The organism is Cupriavidus necator (genome assembly GCF_013141915.1).
GTDB classification, from domain to species: Bacteria; Pseudomonadota; Gammaproteobacteria; order Burkholderiales; family Burkholderiaceae; genus Cupriavidus; species Cupriavidus necator_B.
Genome location: NZ_SROX01000006.1, coordinates 201982 through 226743, shown reverse-complemented (window position 1 = coordinate 226743; position 24762 = coordinate 201982). Strand labels below are relative to the sequence as shown.

Here is a 24762-nt window from a genome sequence, read left to right as displayed (position 1 = left end):
AACTGGCGTGGGCGGCTTTTTTCAGCCCCCGGCGCGAAGCCAGGCCGGAAACGTCAGGGTAAAGCGCGTCCTGCCTGCCGCTGACGCCACCGCGATGGCGCCGCCGTGCGCGGCGACGATGGCCTGTGTGATTGCCAGCCCCAGACCCAGTCCCGCGCCGTCGGACTCGGGCCGCGCGCGCGACTTGTCGGCGCGGAAGAAGCGGTCGAACAGCGCCGGCAGCAACTCGGGCCCGATGGTATCGCCTTCGTTCTCTACCACCACCTGCACGGTGTCGGCAGCGGGTGTGATTTCGACCACGATACCCTTGCCCGCGGGCGTATGCCGCAGCGCATTCGACAACAGGTTGCTCAGCGCCCGCCGCAGCATCAGCCGGTCGCCGGTGATGCGGCCGCGCCCGCGCAGGCCGAGCCGCACGCCCTTGTCCTCGGCGAGCGCATCGTAGAAATCGAACAGCGCCTCGACTTCATCCGCCACCTCGATCGGTTCCGCATTGGGCAACGTGATGCCGTGTTCGGTCTTGGCCAGGTACAGCATGTCCGACACCATGCGCGAGAGTCGCTGCAGCTCTTCCACGTTGGAGGCCAGCACGTCGCGGTAGCGCGCCGCGTCGCGCGGCTGCGACAGCACCACCTGGGTTTGCGTCATCAGGTTGGTGATGGGCGTGCGCAGTTCGTGCGCCAGGTCCGACGAGAATTCCGACAGGCGGGCGAAGTCGCGCTGCAGGCGCTCCAGCATCGCGTTGAGGGTGGCGGCCAGGTCTGCCATTTCCACCGGCACGGCATCGACCGGCATGCGCTCGTCCAGCTTGTGCGCGGTGACGGTGCGGGCGCGCGAGGCCATGGTGCGCAGCGGCGCCAGGCCGCGGCGCGCGGCCCACCAGCCCAGCAGCCCGCTCGCCAGCGCCGCCAGCGTGCCGTAGAACGCCAGCGAACTGCGGAACGCGTGCAGGAAATGGTCGTGCAGCGCCGTGTCCATGCCGACCAGCACCTGCAGCGCGCCCGGCGGTCCGCCGGCGGGCGCGACCGGCACCTGCACGCGCAGGCCGCGGTAGGTCTGGCCATCCTGCTCCCAGGTAAAGGCGTCGCGCCGTGCCGGAAGCTGCGCCGCGGCGGCCAGCGCCAGGCTGAAGTCGAAGTCCTCGGTCGCGTACAGGCGCTGGCCATCGGCGCCTCGCACTTCGGCGACGAAGCCGGCGTGGTGTTCCAGCGCCGGCCCGAGCCGTTGCGGCAGCGACGCCGCCGGCCCGTCGGCGGCGATCGTCCCGATCAGGCGCACGTTGTCGCCCAGCACGGCGTAGTCCTCGTCGGCGAAATGATGGTCGATCGCCAGCCAGATCAGCACGCCCAGGCCCAGCAGCACCGCCGCCGACGACAGCGAGAACAGGATGGTGAGCCGCGCCGTCAGCGACAGCCGGGGCTTCATGAGAGTTGCCCGTCGGCTTCGTCGGCCGCTTCGGGTGCTTCCAGCACATAGCCCATGCCGCGCACGGTCTGGATCAGCCTGGCCTCGAAGCCGTCGTCGATCTTGGCGCGCAAGCGCCGGATGGCGACGTCGATGACATTGCTGTCGCTGTCAAAGTTCATGTCCCAGACCTGCGAGGCGATCAGCGAGCGCGGCAGCACCTCGCCGCGGCGGCGCGCCAGCAGTTCCAGCAGCGCGAACTCCTTGCTGGTCAGCGTGATGCGGCGTCCGGCGCGCGTGGCGCGGCGGCGGGTCAGGTCCAGCACCAGGTCGGCCACCTGGATGCGGTCCAGCGTCATCTGCGCGCTGCCGCGGCGCAGCAGCGTGCGCACGCGCGCGAGCAGTTCAGAGAAGGCGAAGGGCTTGACCAGGTAGTCATCCGCGCCCAGCTCGAGGCCCTTGACGCGGTCCGCCACGCTGTCGCGCGCGGTCAGGAACAGCACCGGCACGGCATTCTGCGCCGCGCGCAGCGCCTGCACGATGCGCCAGCCGTCCACGTCCGGCAGCATCACGTCCAGGATGATCAGGTCGTACGGCTCGGTCATGGCCATATGCTGGCCGTCCAGCCCGTTGCGCACCAGGTCAACGACGAAGCCCGCCTCGGTCAGCCCCTGGCGCAGGTATTCGCCGGTCTTGGACTCGTCTTCCACCACAAGCAGTTTCATCAGCGCTTTCCTTGCTCGATTGGCTCTTGCACAGAGCCTGGCAACTCTACGCCGGCGTCGCCGGCGCCAACATGACCGCAAGATTACCGGATTGTCATGTTCCGGTCAGACCGCGGTAGGGTGGCTTTCGCTACGCTTGGCGGGCGATCTACACGGACTGATGTGACATGCGACGCCATCCAAGCTCCGGCAGCCTGCTGCTGCCTCATTCGTTACCCCAAGCGCCCGACCTGCGCCGCCGCCGCTTCGTGCAGGGGCTGGCCGCCGGCGGCGTGGTGGCCGGCCTTGCCGGGGCAGGGTTGGGCGGCAGCGCCTGGGCCCAGCATGCGGGGCACGGCGGCGCGCGCGCGGGCCAGCCCGCGCCGGCAGGCAGCGGTTCGGCGCCGGTGCTGCGCGGCACCGAGTTCGAGCTGGAGATCGGCGAAGCGCTGGTCAACTACACCGGCACGCCGACCATTGCCACCACCATCAACGGCATGCTGCCCGGCCCGACGCTGCGCTGGCGCGAGGGCGACACCGTCACCATCCGCGTGACCAACCGCCTGCGCGAGGCCACCTCGATCCACTGGCACGGCATCATCCTGCCGTTCCAGATGGACGGCGTGCCCGGCATCAGCTTTCCCGGCATTGCCCCCGGCGAAACCTTCACCTACCGCTTCAAGGTGGCGCAGACCGGCAGCTACTGGTATCACTCGCATTCCGGCTTCCAGGAGATGACTGGCGTGTACGGCGGCATCGTCATCGATCCGGCGTCGGGGCATGAGCGTGCGCACGCCGACCGCGACCATACCGTGCTGCTGTCGGACTGGACCGACGAAGACCCGATGCGGGTGCTGAACAAGCTCAAGATCCAGGGCGACTACTACAACTACAACCAGCCCACGGTGGTCGACTTCTTCCGCGACGTGTCGCGCGACGGGCTGAAGCAGGCACTGGACAAGCGCCGCATGTGGAACCAGATGCGGATGAGCCCGACCGACCTGGCCGACCTGTCCAGCGCCACCCTGACCCACCTGGCCAACGGCGTCACGCCGGCGGGCAACTGGACCGCGCTGTTCCGCCGCGGCGAGACCGTGCGCCTGCGCTTTATCAACGGCTCGGGCAATACCTTCTACGACGTGCGCATTCCGGGGCTTAGGCTGCGCGTGGTGCAGGTCGACGGCCAGGACATCGAGCCCGTCACCGTCGACGAATTCCGCTTCGGTCCGGGCGAGACCTGCGACGCCGTCGTGACGCCGCGCGACGATGCCTACACGCTGTTCGCGCAGTCGATGGACCGCACCGGCTATGCGCGCGGCACGCTGGCGGTGCGCGAAGGCCTGTCGGCGCCGGTGCCCGCGCTCGACCGGGCCGAATGGCTGACCATGACCGACATGATGGGCGCGATGACGGGCCACGGCGGGCAGGCAGGACATGGGGGCCACGGCGGCGATGGCGGACACGGCGGCCATGCCGGGCATGGAGCCATGCCGATGGCGGGCATGGACCACGCCGGCATGGACCACGGCCAGCACGCGATGGCGCCCGCCGATCCGCTGCGGGTGCCCAGCAAGACTGCGCGGCATGCCCGCACCGAATACGGCGCCAGCACCGACATGCGCGTCGACATGGCCCGCACCAACCTGGACGACCCCGGCATCGGCCTGCGCAACAACGGCAGGCGCGTGCTGACGCTGGCCGACCAGCACACCATCGGTGGGGCCATGGATGCGCGCGGGCCGGGGCGCGAGGTCGAACTGCACCTGACCGGCAATATGGAGCGCTATACCTGGTCGTTCGACGGCGTCGAGTTCGGCAAGTCCACGCCGATCTACTTCAAGCACGGCGAACGGCTGCGCGTGATCCTGCACAACGACACCATGATGACCCACCCGATGCACCTGCACGGCATGTGGAGCGAACTGGAGGCACCCGACGGCAGCTTCCAGGCGCGTCGCCACACGATCCCGGTGCAGCCGGCACAACGCATCAGCTTCCTGGTCACCGCGGACGCCCTGGGACGCTGGGCCTGGCATTGCCACCTGATGCTGCATATGGATGCGGGCATGTTCCGCGAAGTGGTGGTGGCGTGATGATGCAACGTGAACCTTCGATCCTGATGCACGGACCCAGGCAGACCCTGCTGGCGGCGGCACTGGCGCTGGGCGCCATGGGCGCTGCCTTTGCGCAAGACCCCCATGCCGGCCACGCGCACGGCCAGGCGCAACCGGCAGCGCCGGCGGCGCCCGCCACGATGCAAGGCATGGACCACAGCCAGATGCAGGGCATGGACCAGCAGGAGATCCAGACCATGGACGGCGCCAATGCGCCGCCGCAGGATGCGGCCCCCCCCATGGACCATGGCGACATGAAGATGCAGGGCGGCAGCGCGCCGCCCGACGCGCGCGATCCGCATGCGTATTCCGGCGGCTACCAGCTGGGCGTCGGCCAGTACGCGCTGGGCGACAAGCGCCAGCTGGTGATGGCCGACGAGCACCTGTTCGCCTCGGTGCTGGTCGACCGCCTCGAATGGGCCCATGCCGACGGCAACAATGCCGCCGCCTACGAGGCGCAGGCATGGTTCGGCAACAGCTACGACAAGCTGGTGGTCAAGGCCGAGGGCGAGGCCGCCCACGGCAAGCTGCACGAAGCCCGCACCGAACTGCTGTGGGGCCACGCCGTGGCCAGCTACTGGGACACCCAGCTGGGCCTGCGCAACGACACCGGCAGCGGCCGTCCGGGGCGCAACTGGCTGGCGTTCGGCGTGCAGGGCCTGGCACCATACTGGTTCGAGGTCGATGCCACTGCCTATGTCGGCACCAGCGGCCGCACCGCGCTGCGGCTATCGGCGGAATATGAACTGTTGCTGACGCAGCGCCTGATCCTGCAGCCGCGCATCGAAGCCAATCTTTATGGCAAGAACGATCCGGAAGTGGGCATCGGCAGCGGCTTGTCCAACGGCACCGTGGGGCTGCGGCTGCGCTATGAGTTCAGCCGGCAGTTCGCGCCGTATATTGGCGTGGAGCGCTACCAGACCTTCGGCAATACCGCGGACATGGTCCGCACCGCGGGCGGCAAGGCTGGCGAAACCCGCTTCGTCGCCGGCGTCCGCGTCTGGTTCTGACGCGATCGCCACCACCACGACCCCTTTGACATTCCCGAGCGGAGACCACCATGCATGCCCATCGCCCCCTCATCCACGCCATGATTGCGGCCGCGACCGCGCTGGCCAGCAGCCTTGCCTTCGCGCATCCGAAACTGGTGTCGTCGGCGCCCGCCGACAAGGCCGAGGTGCCGGCGCCGCAGAAGATCGAACTGCGCTTCTCCGAGAATCTGGTCACCCAGTTTTCCGGCGCCAACCTGCTGATGACCGGCATGCCGGGCATGGCCGACCATGCGCCGATGAAAATGGCCGTGAAGGTGTCAGGCAGCGACGACCCCAAGACCATGGTCATCACGCCCACGCAACCGCTGCCGCCGGGCAGCTACCGGGTGGACTGGCGCGCGGTCTCGTCCGACACCCATCCCGTCAATGGCAACCTCGCTTTCACGGTGAAGTAATTGGCGCAGCCGGAGTGGCTGGCCGCCGGCTTGCGCCTAGCGCTGTATCTCGACCTGGCCCTGGTGTTCGGGCTGCCGCTGTTCTGCCTCTATGCACTGCACCGGGACGAACGCACCGGCCGCTTCGCGCGGCGTTGCCGGGCACTGGCGCTGGCTTGTGCCGGCGCCGGCATCGTGCTGTCGCTGGGCGCCCTGGCCGAGATGGCGCGCGCCATGACGGGCGCGACGGATTATGCGGCGTTGCAGGGCCATGTCTTCGCGATGATCGTTACCGGGACGGATTTCGGCGTGGCCTGGACCGTGCGCGTGGCGGCCCTGCTGCTGTTCCTGCTGGCCGGCATCAATACGCGCCGCCTCGGTGCATCCTTTGCCGTGCTTGCCACGTACGGCGGCGCGGCGCTGGCCACGCTGGCCTGGAGCGGGCATGGCGCGATGCACGACGGCGCGATGCGCGCCCTGCACCTGGCGTCGGACGTGACGCACTTGCTGGCCGCAGGCGCATGGGTCGGGGCGCTGGCGGCGCTCCTGCTGCTGGCGCGGCCCAGCCCAGTGGCGCCCGGCGCGGCGCTCGCGCTGCTGAGCCGCGCAGTTGATGGTTTCGCGCGCATCGGCACCCGCATCGTTGCCTTGCTGGTGTTCACCGGCGCGCTCAACTACTGGTTCATCGTCGGGCCGGCCATGCCGGCATTGGCGCCCATGTCCTATGGCGGGCTGCTGGCCGTCAAGCTCGCGCTGTTTGCCGTCATGCTCGGGCTGGCGGCGGCGAACCGCTTTGCCCTGGCCCCGCGCCTGGCCGCCGCCGTGCGCGCGGGCGAGCCGGGCCCGGCGTTGCGCGCGATACGGGCGCTGCGGCGCAGTCTGCTGCTGGAGGCCGGCGCCGCCGTGCTGGTGCTGGCCTTGGTGGCGGTGCTGGGCATGCTGTCGCCGGGGTGAACCGGCGGCGGCGCTAGCGCTCGCGCAAGGCCTCGGCGGCGCGGCGCAGCGGCTTGAGCAGGTAATCCAGCACGGTGCGGCGGCCGGTCCGGATCTCGGTGGTGGCGACCATGCCGGGCAGGATCGGGTGGCGTTTGCCGTCGCTGGTTTCCAGGTAGGCGTGGTCGGTCAGCACGTAGACGCGGTAGTAGTAGATACGCTTGTCGACCTGGTCTTCGATGGTGTCGGGCGAGATCCGGTCCACGCGCGCCGGCAGCGTGCCGTAGATCGACGGCTCGAACGCCGTGATCTTGACCGTGGCCGGCTGCGCCGGGTGGATGAAGGCGATGTCGCGCGGACTCAGCCGTGCCTCGATCAGCAACTGGTCGCCCAGCGGCACGATTTCCATCAGCACGCCGCCGGGGCCGACCACGCCGCCGATGGTGGAGACGCGGATGTCCTTGACGATGCCGCGCGCCGGCGAGTTGATGGCGGTGCGGCGCAACTGGTCGGCGCGGCCTTCGCGTACCTTCAGCAGCGGACCGAGGTCGGCCATGGTGGTGGCATAGTCGGCCTTCAGCGCCACGTAATACTCGCTTTGCGTGGCGGCCAGCTTGGTGGAGAACTCGGCTACCTTCTGCCGCAGCCGCAGCACCTCGACTTCATTGGTGGCGCCGGTGCGCAGCAGCGGGATGGCGATCTGCAATTCATTCTCGGCCAGCCGCAGCTGCTCGCGCAGGTTGCCCACGTTCTCGCGGAAGGCGCGCCGGTTGGCGGCAAAGAGCTGGCGCTCGCGTTCCACCACCGCGGCGTTGCCGGCCAGCTCCGCCGGAAAGGCCACGTTGGCGGCATCGTTCATTTCGGCATGCAGCCGCGCCGCGCGGGCCTGCAGCGCCGCGATCCGCTCCAGCGTCTCTTCCATCGACGCCCGCGCCTGCACCGGGTCGAGCGTGGCCAGCTGCTGGCCGGCGTCGACCACGTCGCCCTCGCGCACCGCCAGTTCGGCCAGGATGCCGCCTTCCAGGCTCTGGATGATCTGCCCCTTGGAGGCCGGCGTCACGCGGCCCTCGCCGATCGCCACTTCGTCCAGCCCGGCCAGCGCCGCCCACAGCAGGAACAGTGTCAGCGCGCCCACGATCACCCATAGCAGGTAGCGCGGACCCTGGGGCTGCCCGCCGACGCGCATCCAGTTCGCGGTCTCGTTCACGCGCGTGCCCATGGCTCAGTCTCCCTTCGCGTCGAGCGGGCCGGCCGGCTGAGCCGCACCTTTGCCGCGCAGCGCCCCCAGCACCGCGTCGCGGGGGCCGTCGCGCACGATGCGACCGTTGTCGACGACGATGATGCGGTCGACCAGCGCCAGCACCGCGTAGCGGTGCGTGGCCACCACCAGCGTGCGCTGGGCCAGCCACGGCCGCAGCCGCGCAATCACGTCCTGCTCGGTGGCCTCGTCCAGCGACGCGGTGGGTTCGTCCAGCAGCAGCACGCTGGGCGCGCGCAGCAGCGTGCGCGCCAGGACCAGCGCCTGCTTCTGGCCGCCCGACAGGCCCACGCCGTTTTCGCGGATGGTCAGGTCCAGCCCGTGCACCTGGTTGAGCAGCAGGCGGTCGGCGCACGCCAGCCGCAGCGCCTGCAGCATCGCTTCATCGGTGGCGAGCGGATCGGCGACCAGCAGGTTGTCGCGCAAGGTGCCGTAAAACAGGCTGGATTCCTGCATCACCATGCCGACGTCGCGGCGCACGTCGGCGGGATCGATCAGCGGCAGCGGCGTGTCGTTGAACAGGATGCGGCCCTGTACCGGCGTCGCCAGCCCGCCCAGCAGGCGCAGCAGCGTGGACTTGCCGGCGCCGACGCGACCCAGCACCGCAATCCGCTCGCCGGGCGCGATCTGCAGCTGCGGGATGTTCAGTACCGGCTTTTCCTGCGGATCGAAGCCGTACACCACCTGCTCGAAGCGATACCGTCCCACCAGCGCGGGCCGGTGGTACGCGTCGCGCGCCGGGTCGTGATCGAGCGGCAGGCTCAGCAGCGCGTCCAGGCCTTGCTTGCCGACGCGCGCGTTCTGGATACGCCCCAGCACCGCGGGGATCTGCGCCAGCGGCGCGATAGTGCGGCTGGTCAGGATCGAGCAGGCCAGCACCGCGCCGAACGACAGGCCGCCGTCCAGGATGCCATGCACGCCGGCCACCAGCACCCCGACATAGGCCAGTTGCTGCACCGTCTGCGACAGGTTCAGCAGCAGCCCGGCGATAAAGCGCTGTTTCAGGCCGATCTCGCCGTTGACCGCGTTGGCCTGGTCCCACAGCTTGCGAAAGCGCGGCTCGGCCTGCAGGGTCTTGATGTCCTCGGCCCGGTAGATCGATTCCATCAGGATTGCGTTGCGCAGCGCCGCCTCGCTCATGCCCTGCGTCGACAGCCGCGCCAGCGGAATCTGCGCCACCAGGCCGGGCAGCACCAGCAGCGGGATGGCCGCCAGTGGCACCAGCACCAGCCAGCCGCCCAGCAGCCAGATGATGACCAGGAAGCCCGCCACAAAGGGCAGGTCGATCAGCACCCCGAGCGTGCTGGAGGTGAGCAGCTCGCGCAGCTGCTCCAGGTCGCGCAGCTGCGCCACCAGGGTGCCGGGCGAACGCGGGCGCGCATCGTTGCGGATATCGAGCACTCGCGCGAAGAACATCGCCGACAGCCGCTGGTCGACCTGCTTGCCGAAATGGTCGGCGATCGACACCCGCACGGTGCGGATCAGCAGCTCCAGCACCAGAGCCAGCGCCACGCCGCTGGCCAGCACCCACAGCGTATGCAGCGAACGCGCCGGCACCACGCGGTCCCACACCTGCATCGCGAACAGCGAGGTGCCCACCGCCAGCAGGTTGCCGAACAGCGAGCCCGCGCCCAGTTCCACCAGCGTGCGCCAGTTGGCGGTGAAGATGCTGCCGAGCCAGCCTTCCGGGCGTGCCGCCAGGTAGGCGTCGAGACGGCCGCTGCGCGGCGCCACCCGTTCGCGCACCAGCAGCAGGCGCACGGTGCCGTTGCCGGCCTGCCGCGCCAGTGCCGCCAGCGCGGGGGTGCGTTCGATGGTGCCGGCTTCGGTAGGCAGCTGCAGCACCGCCTTGCCGTCGGCGATGCTCGTCAGCAGGCCCACCTGGTTGCCATCGAGCGCCACCAGCGCAGGGAGCAGCAGCGGCGACAGCGCGGCCGCCGGCAGGTCGGTAAATTGGGCGGACAAGCCGGCGGCGGCGGCCATTTCGACCACGGCGCGGTCAGCATCGGCGCGGTCGGCCCACGCGGCGGCGCCGCGCACCAGTTGCGGCGATGGCGACAGCCCGAGATGGCGGGCCGCCAGCAGCACGGCCTCGGCCCAGGCCTGCGGCAGCTGCCCCGGCTGCGCCGGTGCGCCCCCGTGATCGGGTCTGGCGCCGGCAGGCGTGTTGTCGTCAACCGGTGCGTCAAGGGTGGCTTGCACTGTCGTGCTCCCGCAGCAAGGCCACGAACCTGCCGGTGGCGGCGTGCGCCTTGATGCGCGCCAGCATGCCATCGGCGACCGCGCCGATCCACTCCTGCTCGGCCAGGAAGATCTCGCGCTCGGGATTGAGCACGTCGGTCAGGGTTCGCTTGTTAAGGATGTATTCCTGCCAGTACAGGTCGCGCGACGCGCGCAGCAGCGCGATCATCTGCGCATAGCTTTGCGTGCGCGCCGCGGCGCCGGCCGCCTCGGTGGCGGCGGAATTCAGCGTGGTGCGGGCCAGCAGCCGTTCGTTGTCGAGCGCCTGCTGCGCGGCACGCTGGCCGGCGCGGGCGGCGTCGATGCGGTGCCGGTTCAGCCCGCCCAGCGAGAAATCGCCGGCGATGGCCACGCCGATCCAGGTGTCGTCGTTGGCATTGGCACGCCCGGTCGACACCGAGCGGCTGACGCCGACACTGACCGACGGAAAGCGCTCGGCCTCGGCCAGCGACACACGCGCGTGCGCGGCTGCGGCCGCAGCCGCGGCGGCCAGCACCTTGGGGGTGTGCTCGATGTCGTCGCCCTCGTCCCCCAGGCCGCGGATCTCGTCTTCGGTGCGTGCCAGTTCGGCCACGCGCGCGGGCCGCACCCCGATCAGCTCTGCCAGGCGCGACGCGGCCACGTCGAAGCGGGTGCGCGCGCGCAGCACTTCGGTGCGGGCACGCTGGATCGCCACGTCCGCCATGGTGCCGTCCGAGCTGACCGACAACCCCGCGCGCACCCGCTGGCCGATCTTGTCGCGCGTGACCGCCAGCGTCTCGAGCTGGCGCTGCGCGGCCGCCATCACCGCCTGGCTCGCGGCCAGCTCGATATAGATCGAGGCGGTGTTGTAGGCGATCTGCTCGACCGTGTCAGACAGCTCATGGCGACGCTGTACCAGCGACGCGTCCGCGGCGGAGATCTTGCTGGCGGTGCGGCCGAAGTCGTACAGCAGCTGGGAGACGCCGACCGAGGCGCGCGCGCCCACGTCATTGCCGCCGCTGCCGAAGCTGCCGCCATAGCCGGGGCGCACGCCGTATTCCAGCTTGGGGTACCAGGCCGCGCGGGCCACCGCGATCTCGGCCTCGCTCTGCGCCACCACCGCGTTGGCGCGGCCGATATCGGGATGGCGCGAGATCGCAATGCCGACGGCCTCGTGCAGCGCCATGCCCGCCAGCGGGATGCGCAAGGCCGCCGGCACGCCGTCCGGTACGGCAGCACCTGGCGCCTGCGCGGGGGCCAGCGTGGCCGTGGCGGCAAGCGCTGGCACCGGCGCTGCGGCGGCCGGCACGTCCATCAGCGTGGTCGCCAGCAGTGTGGCGAGGAAAAAGCCTGCCGCGCGCGAGGCGGTGGAACCGGGGAACAGAACGAGGCCGAAGCCGGGGCCGGCGCCTGCGCCGGCATCAAGGGTCAGTCTGACTGTGAACAAAATGGCGATGCCGTCCGGATGTGTCGATTGCGCCGGCATGCACGCATGGCTGCCGGCGCCACGGCCGGCCCGGCTGCTCGCGCATGCCGCCGGGCCGGGGGCTTCAGGGTCAGACCAGGATCTGTTGGTTGGCCAGCAAGGTCTCCAGGTTGGTGGTCACGTTGGTCAGCGTCACCAGCGTTTGCGCGCTGTAGGTGGCCCCGGCGCCGTCGCGGTCGATGGTGATCACGGTGTCGGCGCCGGACTGCGTGGCGCTGAGGTACTGGCCGATGTCGTCGCCGGCATCGATGGTGGCCACGCCGTTCTGGTAGTGGGCCGGGCCGTTGGCATCGGCGGCGTAGCCCTGCAGCAGCGCGGACACATCGAGCACGTCGTTGCCGGCTAGCCCCGGCGCGGAGCCCACGGTGAAATCCGTGATCGTGTCGGTGCCGTTGCCGCCGGTGTTGTCGTTGCCGCGGTCTTCCCACAGGAACACATCGGTGCCGGCGCCACCGCTCATGGTGTCGTTGCCGGCACCGCCGATCAGCACGTCATTGCCGCCCTCGCCGTCCAGGATGTCGTCGCCGGTGCCGCCGCGCACCAGGTCGTTGCCGTCGCCGGCATTGATGGTGTCGTTGCCGCCGTAGCCATAGAGCCGGTCATTGCCGGCGCTGCCCGTGAGCGTATTGCCGCTGGCATCGCCTTCGATGATCGCCGACGGCTGGCTTGCGCCGAGCAGGCTGGTCAGCACGCCGGCGCTGACCAGCTGGCTGCCGGTCGACGTGGTGGTCAGGCCCGTGGTGTCGGTGGCGGTGATTGTCATGGCGTCGAGCAGGCTCACGCTGACACCCAGCAGGCCGCCTTCCAGCGTGATCGAACCAAGCAGTTCGTTCAGGCTCAGGTTGTCGATCGCGCCGCCGTCCAGTGCCGTGATCGTCAGCGTGGACGACGGGCCGATGACCCCAAGAATGCCGGGGCTGTTCACCACGTCAAAGTCCAGCCCGAGTTCGGCAGCCAGCGCGGCGCTGGCGTTCAGCTGCTGCATTCCGACGCCCAGCACGCCGCCATATCGGACCACAACGTTATCGATGTTCTCGTTGTAGTCGCTGGCGGTGAAGAACTGCTGCGCGCTCAGGTCGATCAGTCCCAGCAAATTGGCATCGGCAATGCCGAGCAATCCGCCGGCTTCATTCACGGCAGCCTCGGGCGCCACCTGCTGCGCCACCGTGAAGTTCTGGGTGGTGACCGTGCCGAGGTTGCCGGCGCTGTCGGTCACGTGCGTGGTGATCGTATAGATGCCGTCCGCGAGCTGTCCGGGCGCGAACCATTGCCACGTGGTGCCCGTGACGACGGCATCGGTCCAGGTGGCGCCGCCGTCGATGCTGACTTGCAGCGTCTCGTCGGGCGCCAGCGCCGCGCTGAGCGTGCCGGTGACGACGGGGGTGGTGTCGCCGGTAACCCAGTCGCCGGTGGTACCGGTGTCGTCGGTCAGCGCGGTGACCGTCGCCGTGGCGGTCGGCGCGAGCGTATCGACCGTCAGGTTGAACGCAGGGGTCGGGTTGCTGATATTGCCCGCCGCATCGGTGGCGGTGGCGGTCAACACATAGGGGCCATCGGTCAGCGGCGGGGTGGGGGTGAAGCTCCACGCCCCGGTGGTGGCATCGGCGGTGGTGGTGCCGAGCAGCGTGGTGCCGTTGTAGATGCTGATGGTGCTGCCGGCATCGGCGGTGCCGGCGAGTGTCGGTGTGGCATCGTTGGTGCTGTCGCCGGACGCGAGCGGGCTGGGGGCCGGGTCGTCGTCGGTGACGCTGGTGATCGCCGGGATGGCGGGCGGCACGGCGTCAATCGTCACCGTCGCGGGGCCGCTGGTATTGCCGGCGGCATCGGTGGCGGTGACGCTGGCCACCGCGCCATCGGGCAGTCCACCGGCGGGCGAGTAGGTCCACGCGCCGGTGGTGGCATCGGCTGTGGCGGTGCCCTCCGGGATGCCGTCGCCGTTCAGGTCGATATTGACCATGCTGCCGGGCTCGGCGTTGCCGGCCAGCGTGGTGCCGTTGGCAACGGTGATGCCCGGGTCAGCGGGCGGCGCCGTATCGACCGTCAGGTTGAAGGCGGCGGTCGGCCCACTGATGTTGCCCGCCGCATCGCTCGCGGTGGCGGTCAGCGCATAGGGCCCATCGGCCAGTGGCGTGGTCGGCGTGAAGCTCCAGGCGCCGGTGGTGGCATCGGCAGTAGTGGTGCCGATCAGCGTGGTGCCGTTGAAGAGGCTGATGGTGCTGCCGGCATCGGCGGTGCCGGTGAGGGTCGGTGTGGCATCGTTGGTGCTGTCGCCGGAGTTCAGCGGGCCGGGGAGGGGGTTGTCGTCGGTGGCACCGGTGATCGCCGGGATTGCGGGCGGCACGGCATCGATGGTCACCGTCGCGGGGCCGCTGGTATTGCCGGCGGCATCGGTGGCGGTGACGCTGGCCACCGCGCCATCGGGCAGTCCGCCGGTGGGAGAGTAGCTCCACGCCCCGGTGGTGGCATCGGCGGGGACCGTGCCCTCCGGGGTGCCGTCGCCGTCCAGGTCGATGTCGACCGTGCTGCCGGGCTCGGCAGTGCCGGCCAGCGTGGTGCCGTTGGCAACGGTGATGCTCGGGTCAGCGGGCGGCGCCGTGTCGACCGTCAGGTTGAAGGCGGCGGTCGGTGCGCTGACGTTGCCTGATGCATCGGTGGCGGTGGCGGTCAGTGCATAAGGCCCATCGGTCAGCGGCGTGGTCGGCGTGAAGCTCCAGGCGCCGGTGGTGGTATCGGCGGTGGTGGTGCCGATCAGCGTGGTGCCGTTGTAGAGGCTGATGGTGCTGCCGGCCTCGGCGGTGCCGGTGAGGGTCGGCGTGGCATCGTTGGTACTGTCGCCGGAGTTCAGCGGGCCGGGGACGGGGTTGTCGTCGGTGACGCTGGTGATGCTGGGCGCGGACGGTGCGAGGGCATCGACGGTGGCGGTAGCCGGTGCGCTGGTGTTGCCGGCGGCATCGGTGGCGGTGACGCTGATGGCGGTGCCGTCCGGCAGCGGCGCGCCGGGCGTATAGGTCCAGGCCCCGGTGGTGGCATCGGCGGTGACGGTGGCGTCCGGCGTGCCATCGCCATCGAGGTCGATATCAACGGTGCTGCCGGCCTCGGCAGTGCCCGCAATCGTAGTGCCGCTGGCAATGTTGATGCTCGGATCGGCGGGCGGTGCCGTATCGACCGTCAGGTTGAAGGCGGCGGTCGGCGCGCTCACGTTGCCGGATGCATCGGTGGCGGTGGCGGTCAGCGCATGGGGTCCATCGGTCAGCGGCGTGGTCGGCGTGAAGCTCCAGGCGCCGGTGGTGGCATCGGCGGTGGTGGTGCCGATCAGCGTGGTGCCGTTGAAGAGGCTGATGGTGCTGCCGGCATCGGCGGTGCCGGTGAGGGTCGGCGTGGCATCGTTGGTACTGTCGCCGGAGTTCAGCGGGCCTGGGACGGGGTCGTCGTCGGTGACGCTGGTAATGGCCGGCGTCGCCGGCGGCGTGGCGTCCAGCGTCAACGTGAAGGCAGTGGTGGGCGCGCTGGTATTGCCCGCGGCATCGGTGGCGGTCACCGACAGGGACACGGCGCCGTCGGGCAGGGGTGACGTGGGCGTGAAAGTCCACGTGCCAGTGGTGGCATCGGCGATGGTGGTGCCGAGCAGCGTGGTCCCGTTGTAGACGCTGATGGTGCTGCCGGCTTCGGCGGTGCCCGACAGTGTCGGCATGCCATCGTTGGTGCTGTCGCCGTCAGCAAGCGGGCCCGTCGACGGCATGGCGTCGTCGGTCACGCTGGCGAGCACCGGCGTGGCGGGCGCGCTGGCATCGACGGTGGCGGTGGCCGGCGCACTGGTATTGCCGGCGGCGTCGGTGGCGGTGACGCTGACCACGGTGCCGTCGCCCAGTGCCGGCGAAGGGGTATAGGTCCAGTTGCCGCTGTCGTTGGCGGTGACGGTGGCATCGACGGTACCGTCGCCGTTCAGGTCGATATTGACCGTGCTGCCGGGCTCGGCGGTGCCGGCGATCACGGTGCCATCGCCCGGCGTGATCGCGGGGGCCGCGGGCGCTGCCGTATCGACCGTCAGCAGGAAGGGCGCGCTGGCAGGCCCGGTATTGCCGACCGCGTCGGTGGCGGTGACCGTCAGCGCATAGTTGCCATCGGTGAGCCCGGCTGGCGGCGTGAAGCTCCAGTGGCCCGCCGCGTCGGCGGTGGTGGTGCCCAGCAGGGTCGTGCCGTTGTAGATGCTGATAGTGCTGCCCGCTTCAGCGCTGCCGGAGAGGGTGGGCGTGGTGTCGCTGGTGCTGCTTCCCGCGACGATTGCCGTGCCGGCATCATTGCTGACCGCGTTGATCGTCGGTGCCACCGGTGCCGCGCCATCCACGGTGGCCGTGGCCGGCGGGCTGGTGTTGCCGGAGGCGTCGGTGGCGGTCACGCTGACCACGGTGCCGTCGGCCAGCTTCTGGGGCGGCGTGTAAGTCCAGTTGCCCGCGGCATCGGCGGTGACCGTGGCATCGGCCTTGCCGTCGCCGGTGAAATCGATGCCGACCGTGCTGCCGGCGGGCGCCGTGCCGGACAGGGTCGCGCCGTTGGAGGGCGCAACCGTTGGCCTGGCAGGTGCGGTGCCGCCGCCGGAGCCGACGCCGACGCCGCCACCGCCATCGTCCCCGCCGCCGCTGCTGGCCGCGGCCGCAATGATGCCGGCACCGGCCGCGGCGCCCAGCAGCCCCAGCAGCAACGCCGTGGAACTGCTGTCACCGATCGGCTCGTACAGCATTGCCGCCTCGGCAATGCCGTCGCCCTGCGCGCCCAGCGCCTGGCCGAAATCGGCCAGCCACTGGCCGTCTTCCTGCACGAACACCAGGTTGTTGAACTGCGCGCCGTGGGTGAAGAAACCCTGGATCCGCAGCGTGTTGCCATCGCGCATCGTCAGCAGCAGGTCGTTGCCTTCGCGCGCGTAGTTGGCGACGCTGTCGCGCTGCGCGGCAATCAGGAAGTTGGCGGGGCCGTCAGGTGAGGCGACGGTGCGGGTGCCAGTGGCGACAGGAACATCCGTGTGGTTGAGCAGAACGCCTGACGAAGCCATGCTGAGTCTCCTTCATCCTGAGTGACCGGTAGGTGGTGCATGCACAGTATTCGCGCCTGCCCACATTCGTCCATGCGTGATCTGTTTCAGATTCGATACAGTGCGCCGGTTTGATAGGCGCTGCGCAATCCCGATAGCGACAGGCCCGGTGTTGCGCGGGCGCGGCTCAGCCGGGCATGCCGCCGCGGCTGGCGAAGGCCTCGTCGTTTGACGCGCTCTGGCGTGCGCGCCGCGTTTCAGAGGGCGTTTCGCCGAAGGCCATGCGGTAGTCATGGGCGAACTGGCCGAGGTGGCTGAAGCCCCATTGCCGCGCGATCTGCGCCACCGAGTGCTCGAGCTCGCCGCCGCGCAGCGCGCCATAGACGCCTTCCAGCCGCACGCGCTTGGCATACTGCATCGGCGAGCAGCCCTGGAAGCGGGCAAAGCCGGCCTGCAGCGTACGCACGCTGACGCGCGCGGCCCGCGCAATGTCGTCCAGCGCCAGCGCGGCGCGGGCATTGGCATGGATATAGTCGATCGCGCGCTTGACGTGCCGCGGCGAGGGCCCGGCGTGGCGCTGTTCCAGCAGCAGCGAGTAGTTGTGCGGGATATCGTCCAGCACGGCGTAGGCCAGGGCATCGGCCAGGCTCAGCGCCAGCTCTGCCGCGCAAGCGCGCATGCGTGCGTCATCGCGCCGCAAGCCCGGCGCGGCCCCGGCCAGCGCGCGCGCGAGCTGCAGCGCCGGGGCATCGGGCGGGACCGACGGGTGGAATTTCACGCGCTGCACCAGCGGGCGTTCCAGCAGGTGCCGCAGCCGGTTGTGCAGGCGCGCGCCGTCGATCATGACCATGTCGTAGCTGCCGGGCTGCCAGCGCCAGACGCCCACTTGCTGCATGTCCAGCACGAACGATGGTGGCATCGGCGACAGCGGCGCGGACGGGCTCTTGCCGATTTGAAGGCCGGCCCCCTGCGCGGCGGTCAGCAGCAGGTAGCCGTCAACACGCTGCACCAGGTTCAGCTGGATTGCCGCGCTGGTCGACAGCCGGATCACCGCCAGTTCGCCAAACTGGTGTTGCTGCAGTTCGAAGTCCAGCGCTGGCGACGCGCTGTGTACCGCAACCCCGGGATAGAGCGGCGACAGCGCCGCGCGGATCTGGTCCGGATGGTTTCCCGCGATGCGTGCGGTCTGGATCGTGGCTTTGCTCATGTGCCGATGCGTTTCCTGGGTGACAGCCGAAGCCGGCCTGGCGGAGCGGATGCGCCGCCAAGTTTCCCCCACGAAAACCACGGCAAGGCCGTGATGGCAAACCGGACTTCATGTTGGCCCCCACCCTTGCAGCCATGCAAAGGGGTTCCCCACGCGCCGCGGCGTACGGACCCTGCCTGCAAGGCTCGCCGCAGCCCATGTCGGGCCGCATCCGCGGGAGCCAGGTATTGCCAGCAAGACCGTCGCCGATCATTTTTATCGGCAAGCCAGACCTGAATAAAATTAATATCTGGCAGCAAAATTTCCATTTCCGACAATGCGTGACACTTTAATCGAATGTCAAAAATGTGAATACATTGTGCTTGGCCGGAAATCCGACGGGGATTGGCGTTTACGCGCAGGGGCGCGTGCCTGGCGCGGGCATGCTTCGTGCCGGTGTGCCGGTGTGCCGGGTCAGGCGTGGGCGATCAGCCGTGCGGTGCAGATCACGAGCAGCCATGCGGCGATGGAGAGGATGGCATTCAGGCGTGCGCCGGCTGGCGGCGGTGCGTCGGCGTCCCAGCCGCGCTTCCACGATGGCGCCGAATAGCAGCGCCATGCCGGCGAGATGGACAATCTCCACCGCGGGACAGGTGCGGTATAGGCGCCGGTTCCCGCCGTTGCCGCAGCGCCGGGCGCTGCCTCAGCGCTGCGCGCGGCAGGTGTCGGCGCGCTGCACCAGCCGGCGCAGGCTGGGGCTCATGGGCTTGAGCGCGGCGCGCTCGGCCGTGAGCGCGAGCGCCAGGTTGCCGCTGCCCTTGCGCAGCGCCGCTTCGATCAGGGTCAGGCCGATCACGTCGCGCTGGGCGTGGCTGCCGCCGAAGCGGTGGGCAACCAGGCGCACCGGCATCAGCAGCTCGATGGCCGTGCCGTAATCGCCCTGCGCGAATGCCACCAGCGCATCGGCCATTGGCAACCCCACCTCGCGCGACATCATCGCGTTGGTGCCGTTGCCCAGCGCGGCACGCTCCAGCGCGGCGCGGACCTGATCGACCGCCGCGGGGCGCTGCGCGGCCAGGCTGGCCATGATCGCATGCACGTCGTTGAAGGCGTAGTAGCCCGCCGCACCGCGGCCGAGCCAGTCGTCGGCCACCGCGTGCCAGCGCCGGCCCACGTCGACGCCGCGCAGGTGCAGCCGCCACAGCAGCGCGGAAGCGTCGACCAGGTCGAGCGCAATGGCGGGCGCGGGCCGGCTGATGGCGTTGTCATACAGCGCCAGCACGTCGTCGGTCCGGTCCTCTTCCAGCAGGAACAGCGCCAGGTGCCACCAGTTGTGCACGGCCAGCATGTTGTCTGGGGCCCAGTCCTGGCGGCGGCCTTCCAGCCAGGCAATGCCGTCGGCCAGCCGGCCCTGCATCTCCATCACGTGCGCCACCGCGTGCACCGCCCATGGGTCGCGCGGCTGGCATTCCAGCGCGCGCCGTCCGGTTTCCTCGGCACGCTCGTACAGTTGGGTCTCTTCCAGGCCGAAGGCGTGCATGCCAAGCAGGTAGCCGTAGCCGGGCATGCCGGCATCCCAGTGCGGCAGCGCCTGCGCCACGCGGTCGCGCAGCATGGTCGACTGGCCGAGCAGGAAGTCGCCCAGGTGCGCGGTCTGGAGCGCCAGCAGGTCGCGTGGATAATCGATCACGATGTCGCCATAGCAACGCACGGCGCGCTCGAAATCCCCGTCGAGCCAGGCGCGCGCCGCGGCGATGTGGCGGCGCTCGCGCTCGTTGGCGCGGGCGTGCAGCGCTTCGCCGGCTTCGACGCTCTGGCGCAGCATGGGTTCGGCGGTGCCATCGCCGGCGGTCAGCGCCAGCGCGGCGCGAAGGGCATGGCCCATGGCGAATCCCGGGTCATCGGCGAGCGCCGCGTCGATCACCGCGAGCGGGTCGCCATAGTAGCCATTCAGCAGGCGCAAGGCCGTCTCGTACTGCGCCACCGAGCGCGCGTTCTGGGTCGAGACCGCGAGGTCCCTGGAATCCGTCAGTGCCATGGCCGTCTCCATGTGCCCGCGCGGCAGCGGGCTGTCACGAACCATCGTAGACGGCAAAACGCCCGGTGTAACGGGCGCGGCGCGGTGCGGCGCACCATGCCCGTGGCGCGTCCGCCGTTGCCGCCCGGCGCTGCCGGGTGCGCGATATGCCGCCGCCGCCATACCGGTGGCGTGCGTCGGTTAAACTGCCGCATCCCCAATCAGACCTCGAGACCAGGCCTTCCATGAAAACACTCGCGCTCTTCCTTGGCACCCTGACCCTTGCCGGCGCAGCCTGCGCTGCCGGGCCGGCCGCTTCGGCCCCTGCCGCGTCTGCCGCCTCTGCCGCAGCCGCGGCGCCGCAGACACTGGCGTCGGGCATGACCATCCAGCACCTGGTGAAGGGCAACGGTGCCTCGCCCAAGGCCACCGACACGGTACAGGTGCACTACCGCGGCACCCTGGCCGACGGCACCGAGTTCGACAGCTCGTACAAGCGCGGCCAGCCGATCTCGTTTCCGCTCAACCGTGTGATCCCGTGCTGGACCGAGGGCGTGCAGGCCATGCAAGTGGGCGGCAAGGCCCGCCTGACCTGCCCGCCGGGCACCGCCTACGGCGCGCGCGGCGTGCCCGGCACGATCCCGCCGAACGCCACGCTGACCTTCGAGGTGGTGCTGCTGGGCGTCGGCGGCTAAGCGCCTCGGCGCGGCGCCTGCGGCTGTGCGGGCGCTGGCGTGGCTGCGGGCGTGGCGGGCGTGGCGGACGAGTTTGATGCCGGCTCCGCGCCGCCGTCTTCGTCATCGCCGTAGTCCGGCAACGCGGTGTTCTCGCCGAGCAGGTAGCGCCGCCGCTGCAGGTACGCGTCGCGCACGAACGCGTACCGGTCCAGCGCCGCCAGCTTGAGCAGGTCGGTCGCCCCCAGCAGGTTGGTGCGCACGTCGACCACGTTCATTCCGTACAGCGAGTTGCGCACCGCCGGCTCGGCATAGGTGGTGGGATCGAACCAGAAATTCACATACAGGCCAGCGCCGTCGCGAAAAGAACTGGGGCCAAACAGCGGCAGCACCAGGTAGGGCCCTGACGGCACGCCCCACGTGCCCAGCGTCAGCCCGAAGTCCTGCGAATGCTTGGGCAGGCCGGCGGGCGTCGCAAGGTCGATCAGTCCGCCCAGTCCCAGCACGGAATTCATCGCCACCCGCATGAAGCTCTCGGCTGCCGCCACGCCCTTGCCCTGCAGCAGGTTGTTGGCAAAGTTGCCGATGTCCGCAAGGTTCGAATAGAAGTTGCTGACCGCCGTGCGCACCGGCGCCGGCGTTACCGCCTGGTAGCCCTTGGCCACCGGCACGGCGACATACTGGTCCAGCTTGTCGTTGACGGTGAAGATGGCGCGGTTCATCGGTTCCAGCGGATCGTCCGGACTGGCTTGCGGGCCGGTGGCGCAGCCGGTGAGCATGGCGGTGGCGAGGGTAATCGTGGCGAGCGTCGGAAAGCGAAGCGGAACAGGCATCAAATCAGGCAGGATCGGTCGCGCGAGAAGAACGGTTCAGGGCCGGGCCGGCCGGTCCGGGCCGTGATGGCCGCCTTCGCGCGGGCGGCCCATCAGGATCGGCTGGAAGAACACGGCCCCCACCAGCGTGCAGGCCAGCGCCAGCGCCAGCAGCTTGCCCATGCTGGCGGTGCCGGGATGATGCGACAGCCACAGGCTGCCGAAGGCGACCGCGGTGGTCGCCGCGCTGTACAGCACGGCGTGCGTCAGGCTGGATTGCAGCAACTGGGTCTTGCCGTGCCGCCACGCGATCACGTAGTAGATCTTGAAGGCGACGCCCACGCCGAGCAGCAGCGGCAGCGCGATCACGTTGGCAAAGTTCAGCGCAATGCCGGACACCACGCACAATTCCAGCGTGACAATGGCCGACACCAGCAGCGGGATCAGCGTGCGCAGCACGTCGCCGAAGCGGCGCAGCGTAATCCACAGCAGGATGGTGATCGACAGCACCGCCCAGGCGCCCGCCTGCGCAAACGCGGTCATGATGGTATCGGCCGAGCCGCGGATGGCGATCGGTCCGCCGGTGGCCTCGGGCGCCACGCGCTGCACCGCGGCCATGAAGCGCGTCAGCTCGGCTTCGCGCCGTGCGCTGGCGGGCGGCGGCAGCCTGGGGCTGACGTTGACCAGTGCGCGGCCATCCGGTGTGACCCAGTCGCGCACCAGCTCGGGCGGCAGCGTCTGCCGGCTGACCGCTTGCGGGTCCAGCGCCAGCTTCAGCCTGGCCAGCGCCAGTTGCAGCGGCACGGCGATGGCGCGCTCGGCGCGGTCGCGCATGGGCGCATCCGCGCTGGCCAGCTGTTTCAGCGTGGCGGCCAGGTGCGCCGCTTCGGCGGCGCCCGGGCCGGGATGTTCGTCGGCGGCGATGGCCAGTTGCCGCGCGGCGTTGCGCAGCGCATTGACGCGCGCGCTGTCGGTGGCGGGCGTCGCGGTGGGCTGCGTCAGCGCCGGCATCAGCGCGGCCGAGGCCTGGCCGATGGCCTGCCGCTTGGGCGGCTGGTCGTCGGGAATAAAGCTCTGCAGCGTGACCGCGCGCGCGACTTCGGGCAGTGCCGCAAGCTGGCCGGCAAGCGCGTGCGCGGCCGGCAGCGACGCGGCCAGCACGGTGACATCGTCGGTGCCGGCCTGGGGGGAATCCTTGAGCGCCACCAGCGTGGCCATGGATTCGGACTGCGGATCCTTCAGGTGCAGCGGGTCGAAGTCGAAGCGCAGGTGGGGCAGCAGCGGCGCGCCAGCCAGGATCGCGAGCACCGCGACCAGCAGCACCGGCTTGCGGTAGCGGTCGAAGAAGCGGTCCGCGGGCGCCAGCCAGGCAAAGCCGGGTGACGCCGATTCGCCACCGGGCTTGAGCACGGCAATCAGCGCCGGCAGCAGCGTGAAGGTGGTGGTGAACGCCACCATCATGCCGACGCCGGCGATCAGGCCCAGTTCGGCCACGCCGCGGTAGGCGGTGGGCAGGAAGCAGAAGAACGCCGCCGCGGTGGCCGCCGCGGCCAGCGCCAGCGGCGCGCCGACGGCACGCGCGGCCAGCCCGAGCGCATCGACGATATGGTCGCGGTCATGGCGCTCGGCGCGGTAGCGTACGCCGAACTGGATGCCGAAGTCCACGCCCAGCCCGACGAACAGCACCGCGAATGCCACCGAGATCATGTTCAGCGCGCCGACCATGGCCAGCCCGAGCGCGGCGGTGATCAGCAGCCCGGCGAACAGGCTCGCCAGCACCGCCACGATCAGCCGCGCCGACCGCAGCGCCAGCCAAAGGATCAGCACCACCGCCAGCACGGTCAGCACGCCGTTGAGCACGGCACCTTCGCTGACCGAGGCGAATTCATCGTCGGCCAGCGCCTGCGGGCCGGTCAGCCGCACCGTGGCCTGGTAGCGCTGCGCCAGCCGCAGCTCGGCCGCGGCCTGCCGGATCGCGCCCGCGGCCGCGGCGCCGGCTTTCAGGTCGCTGTAGTCGAGCACCGGGCTGAGCGCAACATAGCGGTAGACCAGGCCGTCCGGGCCGGGCCTGAGGCTGTCGTCGAGCAGCCCCGCCCACGACAGCGCGGCGGCTTTGCCGGCCAGCACCTGGTCCAGCGTGCTGGCGCTGCGGTCCAGCAGCCCCGCCATGTCGCCCAGTTTGACCTGTCCCATCTGCAGCGGCAGCGCCAGCGTGGTGGCGAGCACATCGGACAGGCCGCGCAGCGTCGGGTCGTGCGCGAGGGCGTTGATCAGCGGGCGCGCCTGCGTCAGCTGCTGCGTCAGCTGGCGGACTTCACCGGTGCCGGCAAAGAGCAGGCCGTTGCGCGCGAAGAAGGCGCCGCCCCCCGGCTGGCTGACCGCAGTGAAACGCGCCGGCTGCTGGCGCAAGGCGCCGGCCAGCGCATCGGCGGCGGCATCGGCCAGTTCCGCGGCCGGCGCCTGCACCACGGCCAGGATCATCTGGCCGCGCTGTGGGAAGGCCTTGCCGATGGCCTCGTCGCGCACCGCCCACGGGGCGTCAGAGTCGAGCAGGCGGCCGATGTCGGTGTTGATGGCAAAGTTGCGGGCCACATAGATGCCGCTGGCGGCCGTCAGCAATGCCGCCAGCACGATGACGCGCCACGGCCAGGCGGTGGCAAGCCGGACGATGCGTGTCAGCAGCGAAGTCAGCATGGACGGATCCGGAAAGAGCACGAACCGCGAGTATATCGGCTGGCGCCGCGCGGCATGCGCGCTGCGGCGCCGGAGCCGCAGCGATGCGGGCGGATCCGCTATACACTGTCAGCCGCGCGCCGGCCGTTGGCGCGGTGCCGCCGCGTCACGCTCGTTGGTTATTTCTCCGCTCTTGCATCCATGACGATTCACCGCTTGCTTTCCGTGGCGCCGCTCGCGGCGATGGCCATCGCTTCCGTCGCGCACGCCCAGGCCGTCCAGCCGGGGGACCTGCGCACCAGCCCCGAGCGGCAGGTGCAGGCCGCGGTGGAGGGCGTGATCGGCACCATCCAGTCCCAGCCCGAAACCCGCGCGGGCGACCTCGGCAAGATCACCGCGGTGGTACAGAAGCAGTTCCTGCCCTACACCGATTTCCAGCGCACCACGCGGCTGGCGCTGGGGGGCGCCTGGCGCACGGCCACGCCGGAGCAGCAGCAACAGCTTTACGAGCAGTTCCAGACGCTGCTGGTGCGCAGCTATGCGGTATCGCTGGCGCAACTGCGCGAGCAGAATGTGAGGTTCCGCTACCAGCCGGTCAAGGCCGCCGGCGGCGCCAACGACGTGGTGGTGCAGACGCGCGTGATCAACAATGCCGACGAGATGCAGATCGACTACCGGCTGCAGCGCACCGCCGCCGGGTGGAAGATCTATGACATCAACATGATGGGGGCGTGGCTGATCGAGGTCTACCGCAAGCAGTTTGCCGACATCGTCGCGCGTGGCGGCGTCGACGGCCTGGTGAAGTATCTGACCACACACAACGCGCGCCAGGCGTCGGACATCTGAG

At 70.1% G+C, this 24762-nt stretch carries 17 protein-coding genes; 6 read left to right on the top strand and 11 right to left on the bottom strand.

Going from position 1 to position 24762, the window contains the following annotated elements; translation table 11 throughout:
• Window positions 1–21: 21 nt before the first annotated feature.
• Both E5S69_RS14165 and E5S69_RS14160 read right to left on the bottom strand, forming a co-directional pair.
• Window positions 22–1425 (bottom strand): heavy metal sensor histidine kinase, encoded by a 1404-nt coding sequence (locus tag E5S69_RS14165; RefSeq protein ID WP_171515280.1) that lies wholly within the window; start codon window positions 1423–1425, stop codon window positions 22–24.
• On the bottom strand, window positions 1422–2129 hold the full coding sequence (locus E5S69_RS14160; protein ID WP_171515279.1) for a heavy metal response regulator transcription factor: 708 nt from the start codon (window positions 2127–2129) through the stop codon (window positions 1422–1424). Before E5S69_RS14160 ends, E5S69_RS14165 begins: the two co-directional genes overlap by 4 nt.
• Window positions 2130–2296: 167 nt before the next feature.
• On the opposite strand from E5S69_RS14160, the gene E5S69_RS14155 reads away from it, so the two are divergent.
• Genes E5S69_RS14155 through copD form a run of 4 tightly spaced genes read left to right on the top strand, consistent with a single transcriptional unit; the run spans window position 2297 to window position 6602 of the window.
• A complete protein-coding gene (locus E5S69_RS14155; protein ID WP_171515278.1) occupies window positions 2297–4201 on the top strand; it encodes a copper resistance system multicopper oxidase in 1905 nt (634 codons plus the stop codon).
• Entirely contained in the window at window positions 4201–5232 is a 1032-nt protein-coding gene (locus tag E5S69_RS14150; protein WP_236901330.1) for a copper resistance protein B, read from the top strand. Before E5S69_RS14155 ends, E5S69_RS14150 begins: the two co-directional genes overlap by 1 nt.
• A gap of 50 nt (window positions 5233–5282) precedes the next feature.
• Window positions 5283–5669 (top strand): copper homeostasis periplasmic binding protein CopC, encoded by a 387-nt coding sequence (gene copC / locus E5S69_RS14145; RefSeq protein WP_272871719.1) that lies wholly within the window; start codon window positions 5283–5285, stop codon window positions 5667–5669.
• Window positions 5670–6602 (top strand): copper homeostasis membrane protein CopD, encoded by a 933-nt coding sequence (copD, locus tag E5S69_RS14140; RefSeq protein ID WP_171515277.1) that lies wholly within the window; start codon window positions 5670–5672, stop codon window positions 6600–6602.
• 13 nt (window positions 6603–6615) lie between these two features.
• On the opposite strand, the gene E5S69_RS14135 is transcribed toward copD, so the two are convergent.
• From E5S69_RS14135 to E5S69_RS14105, 7 genes are all read right to left on the bottom strand, one after another.
• Window positions 6616–7767 (bottom strand): HlyD family efflux transporter periplasmic adaptor subunit, encoded by a 1152-nt coding sequence (locus E5S69_RS14135; RefSeq protein WP_171515376.1) that lies wholly within the window; start codon window positions 7765–7767, stop codon window positions 6616–6618.
• Window positions 7768–7803: 36 nt separating this feature from the next.
• Complete coding sequence (locus E5S69_RS14130) at window positions 7804–10041, bottom strand: type I secretion system permease/ATPase (RefSeq protein WP_423766630.1); 2238 nt, start codon at window positions 10039–10041, stop codon at window positions 7804–7806.
• Complete coding sequence (locus E5S69_RS14125) at window positions 10025–11488, bottom strand: TolC family protein (protein WP_423766629.1); 1464 nt, start codon at window positions 11486–11488, stop codon at window positions 10025–10027. The genes E5S69_RS14130 and E5S69_RS14125 overlap by 17 nt, the downstream gene beginning before the upstream one ends.
• Before the next feature lie 109 nt (window positions 11489–11597).
• The gene (locus tag E5S69_RS14120; protein ID WP_272871718.1) at window positions 11598–16574 is read right to left on the bottom strand and encodes an Ig-like domain-containing protein; all 4977 of its coding nucleotides are present in this window, start codon (window positions 16572–16574) and stop codon (window positions 11598–11600) included.
• Between the two features lie 166 nt (window positions 16575–16740).
• A complete protein-coding gene (locus E5S69_RS14115) occupies window positions 16741–17760 on the bottom strand; it encodes a helix-turn-helix transcriptional regulator (RefSeq protein ID WP_171515274.1) in 1020 nt (339 codons plus the stop codon).
• Window positions 17761–18213: 453 nt separating this feature from the next.
• Window positions 18214–18375, bottom strand: coding sequence for a hypothetical protein (locus tag E5S69_RS14110; protein ID WP_171515115.1), 162 nt, complete (start codon window positions 18373–18375; stop codon window positions 18214–18216).
• A gap of 67 nt (window positions 18376–18442) precedes the next feature.
• A complete protein-coding gene (locus E5S69_RS14105; protein ID WP_171515273.1) occupies window positions 18443–19777 on the bottom strand; it encodes a tetratricopeptide repeat protein in 1335 nt (444 codons plus the stop codon).
• 224 nt (window positions 19778–20001) lie between these two features.
• On the opposite strand from E5S69_RS14105, the gene E5S69_RS14100 reads away from it, so the two are divergent.
• On the top strand, window positions 20002–20451 hold the full coding sequence (locus E5S69_RS14100; protein WP_171515272.1) for an FKBP-type peptidyl-prolyl cis-trans isomerase: 450 nt from the start codon (window positions 20002–20004) through the stop codon (window positions 20449–20451).
• Here the strand turns inward: E5S69_RS14100 and E5S69_RS14095 are convergent.
• Together E5S69_RS14095 and E5S69_RS14090 are read right to left on the bottom strand one after the other, a co-directional pair.
• Entirely contained in the window at window positions 20448–21263 is an 816-nt protein-coding gene (locus E5S69_RS14095; protein ID WP_171515271.1) for an MlaA family lipoprotein, read from the bottom strand. The genes E5S69_RS14100 and E5S69_RS14095 overlap by 4 nt on opposite strands.
• A 36-nt stretch (window positions 21264–21299) precedes the next feature.
• Window positions 21300–23936, bottom strand: coding sequence for an MMPL family transporter (locus E5S69_RS14090; RefSeq protein WP_171515270.1), 2637 nt, complete (start codon window positions 23934–23936; stop codon window positions 21300–21302).
• A gap of 180 nt (window positions 23937–24116) precedes the next feature.
• Between E5S69_RS14090 and E5S69_RS14085 the strand changes: the two genes are divergently transcribed.
• Window positions 24117–24761: an MlaC/ttg2D family ABC transporter substrate-binding protein gene (locus E5S69_RS14085; RefSeq protein WP_171515269.1), complete on the top strand. Its 645-nt coding sequence runs from the start codon at window positions 24117–24119 to the stop codon at window positions 24759–24761.
• The last annotated feature ends 1 nt before the right edge of the window (window position 24762 follow it).

Coding starts and splice junctions, on each gene's coding strand:
- E5S69_RS14165 (WP_171515280.1), bottom strand. CDS start 1,425: ATGAAGCCCCGGCTGTCGCTGACGGCGCGGCTCACCATCCTGTTCTCG.
- E5S69_RS14160 (WP_171515279.1), bottom strand. CDS start 2,129: ATGAAACTGCTTGTGGTGGAAGACGAGTCCAAGACCGGCGAATACCTG.
- E5S69_RS14155 (WP_171515278.1), top strand. CDS start 2,297: ATGCGACGCCATCCAAGCTCCGGCAGCCTGCTGCTGCCTCATTCGTTA.
- E5S69_RS14150 (WP_236901330.1), top strand. CDS start 4,201: ATGATGCAACGTGAACCTTCGATCCTGATGCACGGACCCAGGCAGACC.
- copC (WP_272871719.1), top strand. CDS start 5,283: ATGCATGCCCATCGCCCCCTCATCCACGCCATGATTGCGGCCGCGACC.
- E5S69_RS14135 (WP_171515376.1), bottom strand. CDS start 7,767: ATGCGCGTCGGCGGGCAGCCCCAGGGTCCGCGCTACCTGCTATGGGTG.
- E5S69_RS14120 (WP_272871718.1), bottom strand. CDS start 16,574: ATGGCTTCGTCAGGCGTTCTGCTCAACCACACGGATGTTCCTGTCGCC.
- E5S69_RS14115 (WP_171515274.1), bottom strand. CDS start 17,760: ATGAGCAAAGCCACGATCCAGACCGCACGCATCGCGGGAAACCATCCG.
- E5S69_RS14105 (WP_171515273.1), bottom strand. CDS start 19,777: ATGGCACTGACGGATTCCAGGGACCTCGCGGTCTCGACCCAGAACGCG.
- E5S69_RS14100 (WP_171515272.1), top strand. CDS start 20,002: ATGAAAACACTCGCGCTCTTCCTTGGCACCCTGACCCTTGCCGGCGCA.
- E5S69_RS14095 (WP_171515271.1), bottom strand. CDS start 21,263: ATGCCTGTTCCGCTTCGCTTTCCGACGCTCGCCACGATTACCCTCGCC.
- E5S69_RS14090 (WP_171515270.1), bottom strand. CDS start 23,936: ATGCTGACTTCGCTGCTGACACGCATCGTCCGGCTTGCCACCGCCTGG.
- E5S69_RS14085 (WP_171515269.1), top strand. CDS start 24,117: ATGACGATTCACCGCTTGCTTTCCGTGGCGCCGCTCGCGGCGATGGCC.